Here is a 14493-nt window from a genome sequence, read left to right on the forward strand (position 1 = left end):
GTGACGAGGAAGGCTCGGCGCGCCGTCGCCGCGGCGCTCACACTGGCCGCGACCGTCCCCCTGCTGTCGGCGTGTCTGGAGGAGCCGTCGGCCCACGAGGCGGTCCGCGACTTCCTGGTCGGCTGGCAGACGGGCGACTACGCCGCCGCCGCCAGGCGCACCGACGGCGACGAGAAGGCGGTCCGCACGGCGCTGGAGGACGCGAAGGTCCAGCTCGACGCGGCCTCGTTCCGCTTCCGGCTGACCGGCCTGCGCGCCGGGCAGGACGAGCAGGCCGAGGCCGACTTCGCGGCCGAGGTCGACCTGGGGGAGAACAACCCCCTGTGGGAGTACGACGGGCGGCTGCCGCTGCGCCTGGTGAACGGCCAGTGGAAGGTGCACTGGTCGCCCAGCGTCCTCCACCCCGACCTGCACGAGGGCCAGCGGTTCGCGGTGGACATCAAGCCCCAGGGGCGCAACCCGATCGAGGACCGCACCGGCGCCCCCCTCCAGCAGGAGACCACCCTCTACGTGGCGAACGTCACGCCGGCCGAGCTGAAGAACCCGTCCGAGGTCTGCGAACAGCTGGCCAAGGTCACCGGGTTCCCCCAGGACCGCCTGCTGAGCCGGATCCGGTCGGCCCGGCCCGACGCGGCCGTGCCGCTGGCCACCTTCGGCGGCCGGCGCTACGCGCAGCTGGAGTCGCAGCTGAAGGCCATCCCGGGCATCACCATCGCCAAGGACCCGCAGCCCCTGGCGCCCGACTCCCCGAAGCAGATCGTGGGCGTCGTCTCCGCGGTCACCGCCGACCTCCAGCAGCAGCTCGGCGGCCCCCAGCGGGCGGGCGACACGGTCGGCCGCACCGGGCTGCAGAAGGCCTACCAGGAGTACCTCACCGGCTCGACCGAGACCAGCGTGATCACGCTGGACGTCAGGACGATGAAGGAGGTGGCCGAGCTGAAGAAGTGGTCCGGACGGCCCACCTCGCCGGTGCGGACCACCCTCGACCGCGGCGTCCAGAAGACGGCCGACGACGCGTTGCTCGGCATCACGCCCGGCATGCTCGTCGCGGTGCAGGCCTCCACCGGCGAGGTACGGGCCGTCGGCGCGACCAAGGAGTACAACCAGAAGGAGGACGCCCTGGCCGGGCGGTTCCACCCCGGCTCGGCGTTCTCACTCATGGCCGTCGAGGGGCTGATCAAGGCGGGGACGAGTTTCAAGCAGAAGCTCGCCTGCCCCGGGGAGCGGAGTGTCGGCGGTGCCCGCTTCCGCCAGTCCGGGCCGCCCGCCCCGAGCACGCCCACCGTCCAGGGGGCGTTCGCCACCGGCTGCGTGACGGCGCTGGCCTCGCTGGCCCGCAAGGTGGACGGCGCCGAGCTGGAGGCCGGCGCGAAGAGGTTCGGCCTGGGCACGCGCTGGAACCTGCCGCTTTCGACCTTCAGCGGCTCGATACGGCCCCTGAAGGGCGACGCGGCCACGGCACGGGCCATCGTGGGTCAGAACGTGCTGGTCAGCCCGCTGACCATGGCCCTGGTGGCGGGGGCGGTCGCCTCGCCCACGGGCACCTGGCACCCGCCCGTCCTGGTCACCGATCCCAAGGAACCCGACCCCTCGGCCGAGACCAGGCCGGCGCAGCCGCCCGCGCCGATCAAGCTCGACGACAGGACGGTCGCCACCCTCAAGACGCTCATGCGGGCCGGGGTGACCTCGGGTTCGGCCCGCGCCGCCGCGGCTCCGGGTGACCCGGTGTACGGCGTCACCGCCACCGCCGTCCGCGGCCGCAAGCCCCTGTCGTGGTTCGTCGGCTGGCAGGGGGACACGGCCGTGGCGGTGCTGATGGAGAGCTCCGACCCCGCCGCGGGGGCCACCGTCGCCGGGCGGTTCTTCCGGGGGCTGCGCGCGGGCCTGTGACCCGCCGCACGCGGGAGCCGGCCGTGTCACCGGCCTCGCACGCATTCCCGGCGACAATCTCGCGGCCCCGAGCAACCATCGGGCGCCCGCGCTGCGTCCTTCCAGGTGACCGGGCACCGCCTGGGGGGTTGCGGGCCCGGTCACTGTGATGGGACCGGGGCCTCGTCTCGGGGAGGCCCCGTAGGCCCGGACCGGCTCGACCCTGCCGGTCGATCCCGGGGGCGCGCGGCGCGACGCCCGCGCCCCCAGGATTTTTGGATCTTCCCGCCCGGAAGGGCTCCCGGGCGGGAATCAGGTTGGCATCGACGGTGTTGTTACGGGTATCTTCGGATAGCCCGCCCTTCGGGGTCGGGTTGACAACTCAACAGGGGGGTGACTGGTTTCGACTTTGGCTTTGCATCTCAGGGGAAGCGGGTCGAGGACTGCGGACATAACCTCGTTAACACTGTGACCGCGACCAACAAGTGCCAATAAGACGCACTCCGAGGTCAGCCAGGGCAACCTGGCCCTCGCCGCCTAAGCAGCGAGTGACCTCTGCCGGCCCGGGAGCGCCTCCGGCCCGGATCCGGCATCGCTAGGAGGCTCAACCGATCGACCCGGCCACGGGGGAGATCGGGAAATCTAACAGTGGCTGAGCCCGTCGGCGACTTGCCTGCGTGATCGCCGGGGCTGAGAAAAGCACAGCGGGCTGCACCCGGAGAAGCCCTGTTTTGGAGCTGAAGGACGCGGGTTCGATTCCCGCCACCTCCACCACCCCGTGAAGAAGCCCGCCGGGGCGAGTAGCACTCGCCCCGGCGGGCTTCTTCGTTCCGTCCACCCCCAGGCGGGACGGATGCGACCTCGGCTCGGCTTCGTTCCGTCCGCCTCCAGGCGGGACGGATGCGATCTCGGTGGCGTCCACGCCGCGGGTCCGCGGGATCTCCTCGGTCCGTTCCTTCGGGTGCGGCCTTCCCGGCTTCCCCGGCCGTCCGGCGAACCGTGCGGTGCGCAGGGCAGGGCCGGACGTGAGAGCAGCGCGTGAGAATCGTGCTGGAAAGCTACGCTAAGCCCGATGAATCCTTCGGAACGGGGCATATCGGCCGAGCAGCCCGCCATCGGCGGGTACCTGCTCCGGCGGGTGCTCGGGCGCGGCGGCATGGGCACCGTCCACCTGGCGACCTCCCCGACCGGGGCGCTGGCCGCGGTGAAGGTGATCAACCCGGAGCTGGCCCGCGACCCGGATTTCCGCAGGCGCTTCCGGCGCGAGGTCGACGCGGCCCGCCGGGTGGCCCGGTTCTGCACGGCTCCGGTGCTGGACGCGGGCGTCGAGGGGGACGTCGCCTACCTCGTCACCGAGTACGTCAAGGGACCCGACCTGGCGCGGGCCGTACGGGAGCGGGGGCCGATGACCGGCTCCGACCTGGAGGCGCTGGCGGTCGGGGTCGCGGTGGCGCTGAACGCGATCCACGGGGCCGGAGTGATCCACCGGGATCTCAAACCGTCGAACGTGCTGCTCTCCCCGATGGGACCGCGCGTGATCGACTTCGGGATCGCGAAGCTGGTGGACGGCGAGAACCTGACCAGTCAGGTGATCCTGGGAACCCCGGCGTTCATGGCTCCCGAGCAGGTGCGCGGAGAGGAGCTCACCCCCGCGGCCGACGTCTACGCGTGGGGCGGCGTCATCGTCTTCGCGGGGACCGGGCGGCTGCCGTTCGGCGGCGGGGCCCCGGCGGAGGTCCTCTACCGGATCGTCAACGAGGGCCCCCGGCTCGACGGCCTGGACGAGCGGATGCGCGGTGTCGTCGAGCGGGCCATGGCCAAGGACCCCGCCAGGCGGCCGAGCGCCCGGGAGCTGCTCGCCGAACTGGTCGGCGGGCCGGAGCTCACCCCGGACACGGCCACCCGGGTCGTCGAGCGCACCTGGACCGGCGGCGTCATGGAGACCGGTCCCGGCCCCCGGTACGGCACGGCCCCCGCCTCCGCCCCCGGGCCCGCCCCCGCCTCCGGGCCCGCCCCCGGTCCCGGGGCGGCCCTTGACCGCGGGTTCGCGTCCGAGCCGTCGCGCGGTCACGCGCCCGGCGCGGTGGCCGGCCCTCCGTCCGCCTCCGGTACGGCGGACGCCCGCGCCCCGCGGCCGGCGCCCGCCACGAGCGGGTGGGGCGGCCCACCGGCGTCCCCTGCCCCGCCCGGCACGGCCGGTACCGCGCCTGACACGGCCGGGCGGGATGAACCCCGGGCCGCCGGGCGCGGACGGCGGATCCGGCCGACGGCCCGTCTGGCCGCCGCGGCGGTGGCGGTGACGGTGGTGGCCGGCGGGGCGGTGTGGTGGGCGACGACCCGGCCGGGCGGGCAGTGGTCGTTCCAGGCCGGCTTCGGCGACGCCCGGCGGCCCTGGTCGGAGGGGACCACCGACGCCGGAAGCGCGCGGGTGACCGATGGCGCCTACCTCCTGTCGGTGAACCCGGGGTGGCGGCTGTGGAAGTCGGCGCCCGTGCCGGACGAGCCCGAGACGGGAACGGTCGTCACCGGTTCGGCCAGGCTGACGGACGGAACCGGCGAGTTCGGCGTCTGGTGCCGGGGCGGCGCGGGAGGCGGCGACCGCTACGAGTTCGCGGTCGGCTCCGCGGGAACGGTGTCGATCACCAAGCGGCGGGCGGGCCGCCCGCCCGCCGTCCTCTACGGTCCCGTCAAGAACGCGGAGGTCAGGGCGTCGGCGGACAATCGCGTCGTCGCCGAGTGCCGTCCCGACGGGCGGAGGATCGCGCTGCGCATGTGGGTCAACGAGGGCTTCGCCGGTGAGGCCGTCGACAGTGATCCGTACGGTCCCGGGCAGACGGGCGTGTACGCGGCGCCGTACGGTGACGCGGTGGTGCGGGTCCGGTTCGCCTCGTTCGGCGCGCGCCCGGCAGGGGACTGACCCGTGCGGTTCGGCGTTCTGGGACCGCTGGAGGTCCGTGACGGCGGCCGTGACCTGACGCCGGGCCCGGCCAAGCATCGGGCGGTCCTGGCGGCGCTGCTGCTGAACGCCGGGCGCGTCGTCACGCTCGACCGCCTGGCCGCCGCGGTGTGGGACGAGGGACCACCGGCCTCGGCGGAGGCGGTCCTGCGGGTCTACGTGAGCGCGCTGCGCCGGTCGCTGGGCGCCGCGACGATCCGGACGGCCCCCGGCGGCTACCTGGCCGACGTCGATCCCGTCCGGGTGGACGCGCACCTGTTCGGCCGCCTGGTGGAGCGGGCCCGCCGGGCGCGCGACGCGGGAGCCGCAGCCGAGGCCGCCGAGGGGCTGCGTGAGGCCCTGCGGCTCTGGCGCGGACCGGCGCTGGCCGGCGTCGACTCGGCCGAGCTGTGGCGGACGCAGGCCGTACGCCTGGAGGAGGCGCGTCTCGCCGCCACCGAGGAGCGGATCGACCTCGACCTGGTGCTCGGCCGCCACGGGGAGGTCGTCGGCGAGCTTCGCGCGCTCGTCGCCGCCTACCCGCTCAGGGAGCGGTCCTGGGCACAGCTGATCCTCGCGCTGGCCTGGGCGGGCAGGCGGTCGGAGGCGCTCGCCGCCTACCAGGACGCCCGCCGCGTTCTGGTGGACGAGCTGGGACTGGAGCCCGGGGCGGAGCTGCGCGCGGCCCACGACAGCGTGCTGGCCGGGCCGGAGCCGCACGCGGCCCGCGTGCCGGCCGGGTCGTACGGCGTGCACACCGTGCACGTCGCCGGGGGATCCGCCGGGGGACACGGCTCGCCGCGGGGGCACGGGCCGGGCGGCGGAGGTCCCGTCCCGCAGGAGACGCCGCCCGACATCGCGGACTTCACCGGCCGCGCGGCGGTGATGGACTGGATCGCCCGTGAGGCCCCCGATCCGGACGGCGCCCCGGTCCACCTGGTGCTGCACGGTCCGGCCGGGGCGGGGAAGACCGCCGTGGCGGTCCACGCCGCCACGGTGCTGGGCGGGGACTTCCCCGACGGGCGCCTGCACGCCGCGCTGAGGGCCGGGGGAGACCGCCCGGCGGCTCCGGGCGCCGTGCTGGAGGACCTGCTGCGCTCGCTGGGCTGCCCCGAGGGCGCGGTCCCGGCGGGCATCGAGGACCGGGTGCGGCTCTACCGCAGCATGGTGTCCGGCCGGAGGCTGCTGGTGGTGCTGGACGACGCGGTCGGTGAGGCGCAGGTCAGACCGCTCCTTCCGACGGGACGCGGCTGCCTGACGCTGGTGACCAGCAGGTCGCCGCTGTACGGGCTGGAGGCGTCCCGCGCCTTCGAGCTGGAGGTCCTCGACGAGGCGGAGGCGACGGCGATGCTGGCCGGGGTGGTCGGCGCGTCACGCGTCCTGGCCGAGCCGGAGGCCGCGCGGCGGATCGCCGTGTCGTGCGGCGGCCTGCCCCTGGCGCTGCGGATCGCGGGCTCCAGGCTGGCGCGGCGTCCCGGCTGGACGCTGGCGCACCTGGCCGGGCGGCTGGAGGACGAGCGGGGGCGGCTGGACGAGCTGACCGCGGGCGACCTGGCCGTGCGGAGCAGCCTCGCCCTGGGCTACCGCGACCTGGCCGAGGAGGAGCGGCGTCTGCTGCGCCGCCTCGGGGCGCTGTCGGCGCCGGACGTCGCGCCGTGGGCGGCCGCGGCGGTCTTCGGGGCCGTGCGGGTGGACCGGGAACTGGAGGAGCTGACCCGCGCCGGGCTGCTGCAGGCGCGGGGACTGGACGACGCGGGGCAGGAACGCTACGGCCGCCACGACCTCACCCGTCTCTACGCCGCCGAACGCCTCGCCGAGGAGGAGGGGACGGCGGAGCGGGTGCTCGCCGTACTCGCCCGGGAGGTCCTGGACCGGGTCCGGCGGGCCCGCGCGCTGCTGCTGCCGGCCGAGCCGGGCACCGGCCGGACGCTGGCCCGCACGACGGAGCGGGGGCTCGCCCCCGAGACCGTCCACCTGCGCGAGCCGGTCCGGTGGCTCGCCGCCGAACGCGGGTTCCTGGTCGCGGCCGTCGCGGACTTCCACCGGGCGGGACTGGACGAGGCGGCCTGGCGGCTGGCCTTCTACCTGACGCCGTTCTTCGAGCTGCGCGCGCATCGGGAGGACTGGCACGCGACGAACCGGATCGGTCTCGCGGCCGCCCGGCGGGCGGGCCACCGCCACGGCGAGGCGCTGCTGCGCCGGGCGCTGGCCGACCTGCACCGGGCAGAGGGGCGGCTGGACGACGCCGCGCGGGAGCTCGGGGAGTCGCTGTCGTGTTTCCGCGAGCTGGGCGACGGGCCGGAGGCGGCACGCGCCCGGTACCGGCTCGGCCTCGTCCTTCTCGCGCGGGGGGAACCGGTGGAGGCGGAACGGCGCCTGTCGGAGTGCCTGGCGGAGTTCGAGGCGGCCGGCGACGCGCGCGGCCGGGCGGACGCGCTGCGCGCGCTGGGCTCCGTACGGCGGGCCGAGCCCCTGCTGTCGGCCGCTCTCGACGCCTACCGTGAGCTGGGCGACCCCCGGGGCGAGGCGGCGGCGCTGCGCGACCTGGCCCGGACGCACCTGGAGGGGCGGCGCGTGGCCGCGGCGCGCGACCGCGTCGAGCGCGCCCTGCGGATCGACCGGAGGCTGGGCGACCGGTTGCCGGAGGCGGCGGGCCTGCTGCTGCTGGCGCGGGTGGCGCGCGCGGAAGGGCTGCCGGAGCCGGCGCGCGTGGCGGCGGGTGAGGCATCGTCGATCTTCAGGGAGTACGGTGACCGCCGGGGCGCGGCCCGCGCGGCCCTCGTCCTCGCGGGGGCGCACCTCGACCTCGACGAGGTGGATGAGGCGTTCGCGATCGTCTCCGCCGCCATGGAGGAACTCGACGTCCTCGGTGACCGGCAGGGCCTGGGCGAGGCCCGGGAGCTCGCGGGTGAGGCGCGCCGACGGCGCGGCCTGCGGCTGTAGCGGACCGGTTATAGCGGACTATACGGATCCTTAAGGTCGTCTCGGTAGGTTCGGGACCGACACCGACCCCGACGAACAGAGGTGACCCAGGATGCGAAGGAAGATCGCCGTCGCGGTGGCCGTACCCGGACTCGCGCTGGCCCTGACGGCGTGCGGCGCGCTCGACGGCCTGCAGCCGGGCGGCGGCGGTCAGGAGCGCCAGGCACGGTCCGCGCAGGCGGAGACGGCGGAGACGGGCGGCGAGGCGCCGCGGGACGGCGGGACCGGCACGGCGGGGCCGGGCGACCAGGCTTCGCCGGACACGCGGACCAGCGCCCCCGCCCAGCAGGGAACGGTGATCGCCACCCGCGACGCCAAGATCGAGGGCACCGAGCTGACCGCGGACATCACGGGGCTCAGGCGGCAGGGCCGGATGGTCACGCTGAGCTGGACCATCACCAACACCGGTGACACCGACTGGAGCATGTACACCCGCCTGGGGGACGAATCCACCCACCTCGGCCTGACGGTGGCCGGGGTGAGCCTCGTCGACCCGGTCAACGCCAAGCGCTACCGGGTGGCCCGCACGGGCGAGGGCACCGGGACGAAGTGCGTGTGCTCGGCGTACGAGAACTCGATCGACGCGGGGGAGGTCGTCACGATGTACGCGACGTACGCCGCGCCGCCGCCGGACGTGCAGAAGATCAACGTTGAGATGCCGGTCCTCGGGGTGTTCACCGATGTCCCGATCTCCTGAGCGCGCCCGCCGCGCCCTGACGGCCGCGGTGCTGACGGCGGCGCTGGCGGCAGGGCTCGCCGCCGGGACCGCGTCGCCGGTGCTGGCGGAGCCGGACCCGCCGGACGGCACCACGGCCCCGGTCGACGACATCGCCCTGCCCGTCGAGGACATCCTCGCCGAGACCGAGTCCCTGGACGGCAGCGAGAGCGAGTCGAAAACCGGTGAGACGGTCACCCTGGCGATCACCAGTGACGTGCTGTTCGCACTGGACCGCGCCTCCCTCACCTCCGGGGCGTCGGCGCGGCTGCGCGGGGTGGCGGACCGGATCGCGGCGGAGTCGGCCGGCGGGGTGGTCAAGGTCGTGGGGCACACCGACGACCAGGGGGCGGACGCCTACAACGACCGGCTGTCCCTGCGGCGGGCGCAGGCCGTGCGGCGGGCGCTGCTGCCGCTGCTGGCCGGGCGGAACGTGACCTTCCAGGCCACCGGCCGCGGCGAGCGGGAACCGAAGGTGCCCAACGTCGTCGACGGCAGGCCGTCCGAGGAGAACCGGGCCAGGAACCGCCGCGTCGAACTCGTCTTCACCGCCGGCTGACCCCGGCACCCGCCCCGTGACGCCCGCGGGGGCGGGTGGCACTCGCCCTCGCGGACTTCGTCGTTCTGGCCGGCCCCTCAGGCGGGATAGATGTGGATCTCGGCTCGGTGGGCGCCCTCCGGAGCGCGGGCGAATTTGGCGTCACAGGTGAGCAGGGGCTGCTCCAGGGCTTCGGCGAGCACCACGTAGGCGGCGTCGTACGCCGTGAAGTTGTGCCGTAAGGCCAGGACACGTGGGCCCAACGGAGCCACCTCGTGCCGGGTGATGCGCAGGGCGTTGAGTTGTCCGGCCATGCGCCGGGCCCGATCTTCGGGGATCTTCCCTCCGGCCAGCAGTCCCCTGATCGCGGAAAGGACCTCGATGTCGAGATGGGCCGGGGCGTGCAGGCTGCGTCCCACCCCTGCCAGGCGTTGCCGCAGCAGGTCGTCGCCTTTGACGGCGAGCAACAGCCGCACGATGATCGAGGTGTCGACGACGGTCACCAGGAGCGGTCCTTCTCCACATAGGAGCGAAGTTCGTCGAGACTCACGTCCACCGGTTCTTCTTCGGCTATCCGGGCGATGACCTCGGCGTTGGTCATCCGTGTCGCCTCGTCGTGCAGGATGTCGCGGACGTAGGCCGACAGGGACTTCCCTTCCTTGGTCGCCCGCTCGCGCAGGATGGCGAGGTCTGCGGTGTCCACCTCGCGGACCTGCAGGATCTCTTTGCTCATGCTCATAATGTACTGCAAGGCGCATGAATCTACGTGCACTCTCTTCAGTACAGAAGATCTTGTGGTGAGCGTGACGGCCGGGTCAGCCGGCGCCGGGGAGTTCGCTCAGGGTCACGGTGACGGCGGTGGTGGAGCCGTCCGTGCGGCGCAGCTCCACCCGGGCGCGGTCGCCGGGGTCGAGGCCGGCGAGGACCTCCGAGAGCGCCTGCGTCGTCGGGGTAGCGGTGCCGTTGATGGAGACGATCAGGTCGCCCGTCCGGATCCCCGCCCGCGCGGCGCTGCCGCCGGGGTCGACCCGTACGACGCCGGTCCCCGCCGGCAGGCCGTCGGAGCCGATCACGGTCTGCACGGTGACGCCGAGGGCGGCCCGGCGGGTGTTGACGACCTTGCCCTTCTCGATGATCTGCCGGGTGATGTCCACGGCGGTGTCGGAGGGGATCGCGAAGCCGATGCCGGCCGCCTGGCCGCCCCCCAGCTCGGGGTTGACGGCGGTGAGGGTGGGGATGCCGATGACCCTCCCCGAGAGGTCGACCAGGGCGCCGCCGCTGTTGCCCGGGTTGATCGCCGCCGACGTCTGGATGGCGTTGGTGATCGTCGCGGCGGGGCCCTCGCCGTCGGCGGGTTCGGTGACCGTACGGCCCAGCGCGGAGACGATCCCGTCGGTGACGCTGCCGGACAGGCCCAGCGGGTTGCCCATGGCGAGGACGAACTGGCCGACCCGCAGACGGCCGGAGTCGCCGAACGCGGCGGGCCGCAGCCCCCTGGGGTCGTCCACCTTGATCACGGCCAGGTCGCCCAGCTCGAAGGAGCTGACCAGCCTGGCCGCCCGGGGCGGGCCGCCGCTGGCGAGCGTCACCTGGAAGCGCCTGGCCCGGCCGACCACGTGGGCGTTGGTCACGATGTGCCCGGCGGTGTCGTAGACGACCCCGGAGCCGAGACCCTCACTCGTGGTGATCTGCACGATCGACGGCAGCACCGCGGTGATGACCTGCTCGTAGGCCGCCTGGAGGGACTGCGGCGAGACCGGCGTCCCGGGGCCGGCGGGCGTGCCGGTCGGGGAGGCGGGGAGCCCGCCGGCCGTGGCGGTCGGCGGGCTCCCCGGCGGTCCGCCGGCCGAGCCGGAGACCGAGTCGGAGACCGAGCCGCTCAGCCCCGTCCCGCCGGTCCCGCCGCAGCCCGCGAGTGCCACGGCGACGGCGATGGTGACGGCCGCCGGCAGCGCGGCCCGCGATGTCGATCCCCCCATGCAGGGATATCTTCCCGGACACCGGCGGCGGTACCCTGCCGAGGTTTTGATCGGGTCCGGGTTCATCGTTCGGGGTCCGGTGACGTAGCCTGACGACCATGGCGGACGTTGACGGTGACTCCTCCGGGCGTTCTCACGAGAGATACATCCCGTCGTACGAGGCGCCCACGGCGCCCATGCCCGCGGTCCAGGCCGAGGACGGCACCATGATCGGCACCCGGGTGCCCCGCCGGTTCCCCATCGGGGACGGCGAGGAGACCCTGCTGGTCCCGAGGATCGACCCGGATGGACCGTTCCCCGCGCCGGAGCGGCCGTCGCCCGCGGGCGACCGGTCAGGACGGGCGGAGCCGCCGGTGCCGCCGGTGCCGCCATCGCCGTCCGGGGGCTCGCCCACCGGGCCGGCGCGGCGCGGCGGGCTGTCGCTGCGGGCCGTCTACAGCATCGTCGCCGCGCTCCTCACCGCCGCCGCGGTCGTCCTGGTCTTCGTCCTGTTCTCCGGGGACGAGCCGCCGGAGCGGAGCGCGCAGCCCCGCCAGGAGGGCGCCGCCGCGCCCGGCGCGAAGGCCGTCCCCACGATCACGCTGCCCGGCAGGCCCAAGATGAAGGCCCTGGCGACGCTGCCCGGCACGCCCAGCGGGGTGGTCGGCTCGGTGACCGACACCATGGCCGACATCACCTACGCCAAGCTCGGCAGTCCCTGGAAGACCGCGGCCGTGCCGTCCTTCTCGGTCGGCCAGCAGGTCGGCGCGGCGCGGCTGCCGCGCACGGTCGTCGGCTCCGGGATGCTCCCCGGCGCGACCCCGGCCACCGCCCTGAAGACCTACACCGCCCTGCGGACGGCGGCGATGCAGGCGGTGAAGTGGACGGCCGCCAACCACCACCCGCCGGGCGGGAAGATCACCTGGACGGCCTCGCAGAAGGCGGCCGGCGGCAGGGGCTGGACGCTCGGATACCGCGTGACCTACGTGCTGGACGGCAGGAAGCGCACCTCCCAGGCGGCGGTCACCGTGCTCGACGTCGGCCGCCGCAAGCCCGCCATGCTCTTCGTGACCGTGCCCGACTCGCGCAAGCAGCTCTGGGCGGACATCGCCCCCCTGATGGCCAGTGCCCGGCCGTTGTGATGGAAGCAACTTCTAGAATATGGTTCTGGCAGAGAACCGTATCTGGAGGCTGTCATGGCGATCGGACTGAGTGAGGAGCACGAGGCGCTCCGCGAGTCGGTGACCGGCTGGGCCGAGCGGAACATCCGCCCCGAGGTCGTGCGCACCGCCGTCGCGGCCGGGGACGGGGAGCGCCCCGCCTTCTGGCCCGCCCTCGCCGGTCAGGGTCTTCTCGGCCTGCACCTCCCCGAGGAGTACGGCGGCAGCGGCTACGGCCTGCTGGAGGCCGCCGTCGCCGTCGAGGCCCTCGGTGAGAAGGCGGCCCCCGGCCCTTACGTCCCCACCGTCCTCGCCGCCGCCGCGATCCTGGCCTCCGACGGCAAGGCCCGCGCCGAACTGCTGCCCGGCCTCGCCGACGGCACGCTGACCGGCGCGGTCGCGCTCGGCGGGTCCCTCACCGGCACCCGTGACGACGCCGGGGCGCTCACCGTCACCGGCACCGCCGCGACGGTCCTGGGCGGCGCGCTCGCCGACGTCCTGGTGCTCCCCGTGGACACCGGCCGGGACGAGGCGGAATGGGTCGTGCTGGACGCCTCCGCGGTGACCGTGACGCCGGTCGCGTCCCTCGACCTCACCCGCGGCGTGGCCAGGGCCGAGCTGGACGCGGTGACCGTGCCCGCCGGGCGGGTGCTGGACGGCCTCACCGGCGCCGAGGTCCGCGACCTCGCGGCAATCCTCCTCGGCGCGGAGGCCGCGGGCGTCGCGGCGTGGTGCGTGCGCGCCGCCGCCGAGTACGCCAAGGTGCGCGTGCAGTTCGGCCGCCCGATCGGCCAGTTCCAGGGCGTCAAGCACAAGGCCGCCCGGATGCTCGTCGCGCTGGAGCAGGCCCGCGCCACGGTCTGGGACGCCACCCGTGCCGCGGCCGAGGCCGCCGGGGAGGGGGACGGCGCCGCCGCGGTGGCCGCCTACACCGCCGCGATCGCCGGGGTCGTCGCGCCCGACGCCGCCGTGCAGTGCGCCAAGGACGCCATCCAGATCTTCGGCGGCATCGGCTACACCTTCGAGCACGACGCCCACCTCTACTACCGCCGCGCGCTGACCCTGCGCGCGCTGCTCGGCCCCTCGGCCGAGTGGGCCGAACGGGTCGCCGGGCTCGCGCTCTCCGGCGTGAGCCGGGAGATGGAGATCGAGCTCCCGGAGGAGTCGGCGGCGCTGCGCGAGGAGATCCGCGCCGAGATCGCCCAGATCGCCGCGCTGGAGGGCAAGGAGCAGAAGCGGGCCCTGGCCGGAGCCGGGTTCGTCATGCCGCACCTTCCCCGCCCCTGGGGCCGCGACTCCAAGCCGCTGGAGCAGGTGCTGATCCTCCAGGAGCTCAAGGCCGCCCGCGTCCGGACGCCTCAGATGATCATCGGCGCCTGGGTGGTGCCGTCGATCGTCGCGTACGGCACGCCCGAGCAGCAGGAGCGCTTCCTGCCGCCCACGCTGAGCGGCGAGATGATCTGGTGCCAGCTCTTCTCCGAGCCGGGCGCCGGCTCCGACCTCGCCTCACTGCAGATGAAGGCCGAGAAGACCGAGGGCGGCTGGCGGCTCAACGGCCAGAAGATCTGGACCTCCGTGGCCCACGTCGCCGAGTGGGGCATCTGCATCGCCCGCAACTCCTCCGAGGGGTCCAAGCACGAGGGCATCACCTACTTCATCGTCGACATGAAGGCCCCGGGCGTCACCGTCCGGCCGCTGACCGAGATGACCGGCGAGAACCTGTTCAACGAGGTCTTCCTGGACGACGTCTTCGTCCCGGACGAGCTGGTCGTCGGCGAGGTCGGCCAGGGCTGGAAGGTCGCCCGCAACACGCTGTCCAACGAGCGGGTCTCGCTGTCGGCGGGCTCCGGCGGCACCGGGGCGTCCGTCCCCGACCTGATCGGCCTGGCCGGGCGGCTCGGCCGCGAGCTGACCCCCGCCGAGCGCCAGGAGGTGGCCCGGGTCGTCTGCGAGGGCCACTCGATCAGCGCCCTCGGCATGCGGGTGACGCTGAAGCAGCTCACCGGCGCGGAGCCGGGTGCCGACGCCTCGGTGCGCAAGCTGCTGTCCACCTCGCACGCCCAGCACGTCTCGGAGTGCGCGGTCGGCCTGCTCGGCGCGGCCGCGGTGGTCGCGGCCGACATGAAGCTCGGCGACGCCGGCTACTGGAACCGCGCCGTGCTCGCCACCCGGGCGATGACGATCTACGGCGGCACCACCGAGGTGCAGCTCAACATCATCGGTGAGCGCATGCTCGGCCTGCCGCGCGACCCGGAGCCGGGCCGGTAGCTCGCGGCGGCGGCGCCTCCGAGCCCGTCCGTGGCCGTCCCTCCGGGACCGGCCGCGGACGGAGCCGC

General features: G+C 74.6%; 10 protein-coding genes and 1 other RNA gene. 8 read left to right on the forward strand and 3 right to left on the reverse strand.

Features of this window, described 5'->3' with window-relative positions:
• From ACFYSC_RS09305 to ACFYSC_RS09330, 6 genes are all read left to right on the forward strand, one after another.
• Nucleotides 1-1890, forward strand: a complete 1890-nt coding sequence (locus tag ACFYSC_RS09305; RefSeq protein WP_389958909.1) for a penicillin-binding transpeptidase domain-containing protein — start codon at nucleotides 1-3, stop codon at nucleotides 1888-1890.
• A 368-nt stretch (nucleotides 1891-2258) separates the two neighbouring features.
• Nucleotides 2259-2643, forward strand: a transfer-messenger RNA (tmRNA) gene (ssrA, locus tag ACFYSC_RS09310).
• A gap of 298 nt (nucleotides 2644-2941) precedes the next feature.
• Nucleotides 2942-4786 (forward strand): serine/threonine-protein kinase, encoded by a 1845-nt coding sequence (locus ACFYSC_RS09315; protein ID WP_389958911.1) that lies wholly within the window; start codon nucleotides 2942-2944, stop codon nucleotides 4784-4786.
• Between the two features lie 3 nt (nucleotides 4787-4789).
• The gene (locus tag ACFYSC_RS09320) at nucleotides 4790-7747 is read left to right on the forward strand and encodes a BTAD domain-containing putative transcriptional regulator (RefSeq protein ID WP_389958914.1); all 2958 of its coding nucleotides are present in this window, start codon (nucleotides 4790-4792) and stop codon (nucleotides 7745-7747) included.
• 91 nt (nucleotides 7748-7838) lie between these two features.
• A complete protein-coding gene (locus ACFYSC_RS09325; RefSeq protein ID WP_389958917.1) occupies nucleotides 7839-8483 on the forward strand; it encodes a hypothetical protein in 645 nt (214 codons plus the stop codon).
• Nucleotides 8467-9060: an OmpA family protein gene (locus ACFYSC_RS09330; protein ID WP_389958919.1), complete on the forward strand. Its 594-nt coding sequence runs from the start codon at nucleotides 8467-8469 to the stop codon at nucleotides 9058-9060. The genes ACFYSC_RS09325 and ACFYSC_RS09330 overlap by 17 nt, the downstream gene beginning before the upstream one ends.
• A gap of 77 nt (nucleotides 9061-9137) precedes the next feature.
• On the opposite strand, the gene ACFYSC_RS09335 is transcribed toward ACFYSC_RS09330, so the two are convergent.
• The 3 genes from ACFYSC_RS09335 to ACFYSC_RS09345 form a co-directional block, all read right to left on the reverse strand.
• Complete coding sequence (locus tag ACFYSC_RS09335) at nucleotides 9138-9542, reverse strand: type II toxin-antitoxin system VapC family toxin (protein ID WP_389958922.1); 405 nt, start codon at nucleotides 9540-9542, stop codon at nucleotides 9138-9140.
• Nucleotides 9539-9772 (reverse strand): hypothetical protein, encoded by a 234-nt coding sequence (locus ACFYSC_RS09340; protein ID WP_389958924.1) that lies wholly within the window; start codon nucleotides 9770-9772, stop codon nucleotides 9539-9541. The genes ACFYSC_RS09335 and ACFYSC_RS09340 overlap by 4 nt, the downstream gene beginning before the upstream one ends.
• Nucleotides 9773-9854: 82 nt before the next feature.
• Nucleotides 9855-11018, reverse strand: a complete 1164-nt coding sequence (locus tag ACFYSC_RS09345; protein ID WP_389958926.1) for a S1C family serine protease — start codon at nucleotides 11016-11018, stop codon at nucleotides 9855-9857.
• Nucleotides 11019-11116: 98 nt separating this feature from the next.
• Between ACFYSC_RS09345 and ACFYSC_RS09350 the strand changes: the two genes are divergently transcribed.
• Complete coding sequence (locus ACFYSC_RS09350; RefSeq protein WP_389958929.1) at nucleotides 11117-12139, forward strand: hypothetical protein; 1023 nt, start codon at nucleotides 11117-11119, stop codon at nucleotides 12137-12139.
• A 54-nt stretch (nucleotides 12140-12193) separates the two neighbouring features.
• Nucleotides 12194-14425 carry an acyl-CoA dehydrogenase gene (locus ACFYSC_RS09355; RefSeq protein WP_389958931.1) on the forward strand — a complete coding sequence of 744 codons (2232 nt, stop codon included), beginning with the start codon at nucleotides 12194-12196 and terminating at the stop codon, nucleotides 14423-14425.
• Nucleotides 14426-14493 lie beyond the last annotated feature (68 nt).

This window comes from Streptosporangium sp. NPDC004379 (assembly GCF_042873875.1).
GTDB lineage: Bacteria > Actinomycetota > Actinomycetes > Streptosporangiales > Streptosporangiaceae > Streptosporangium.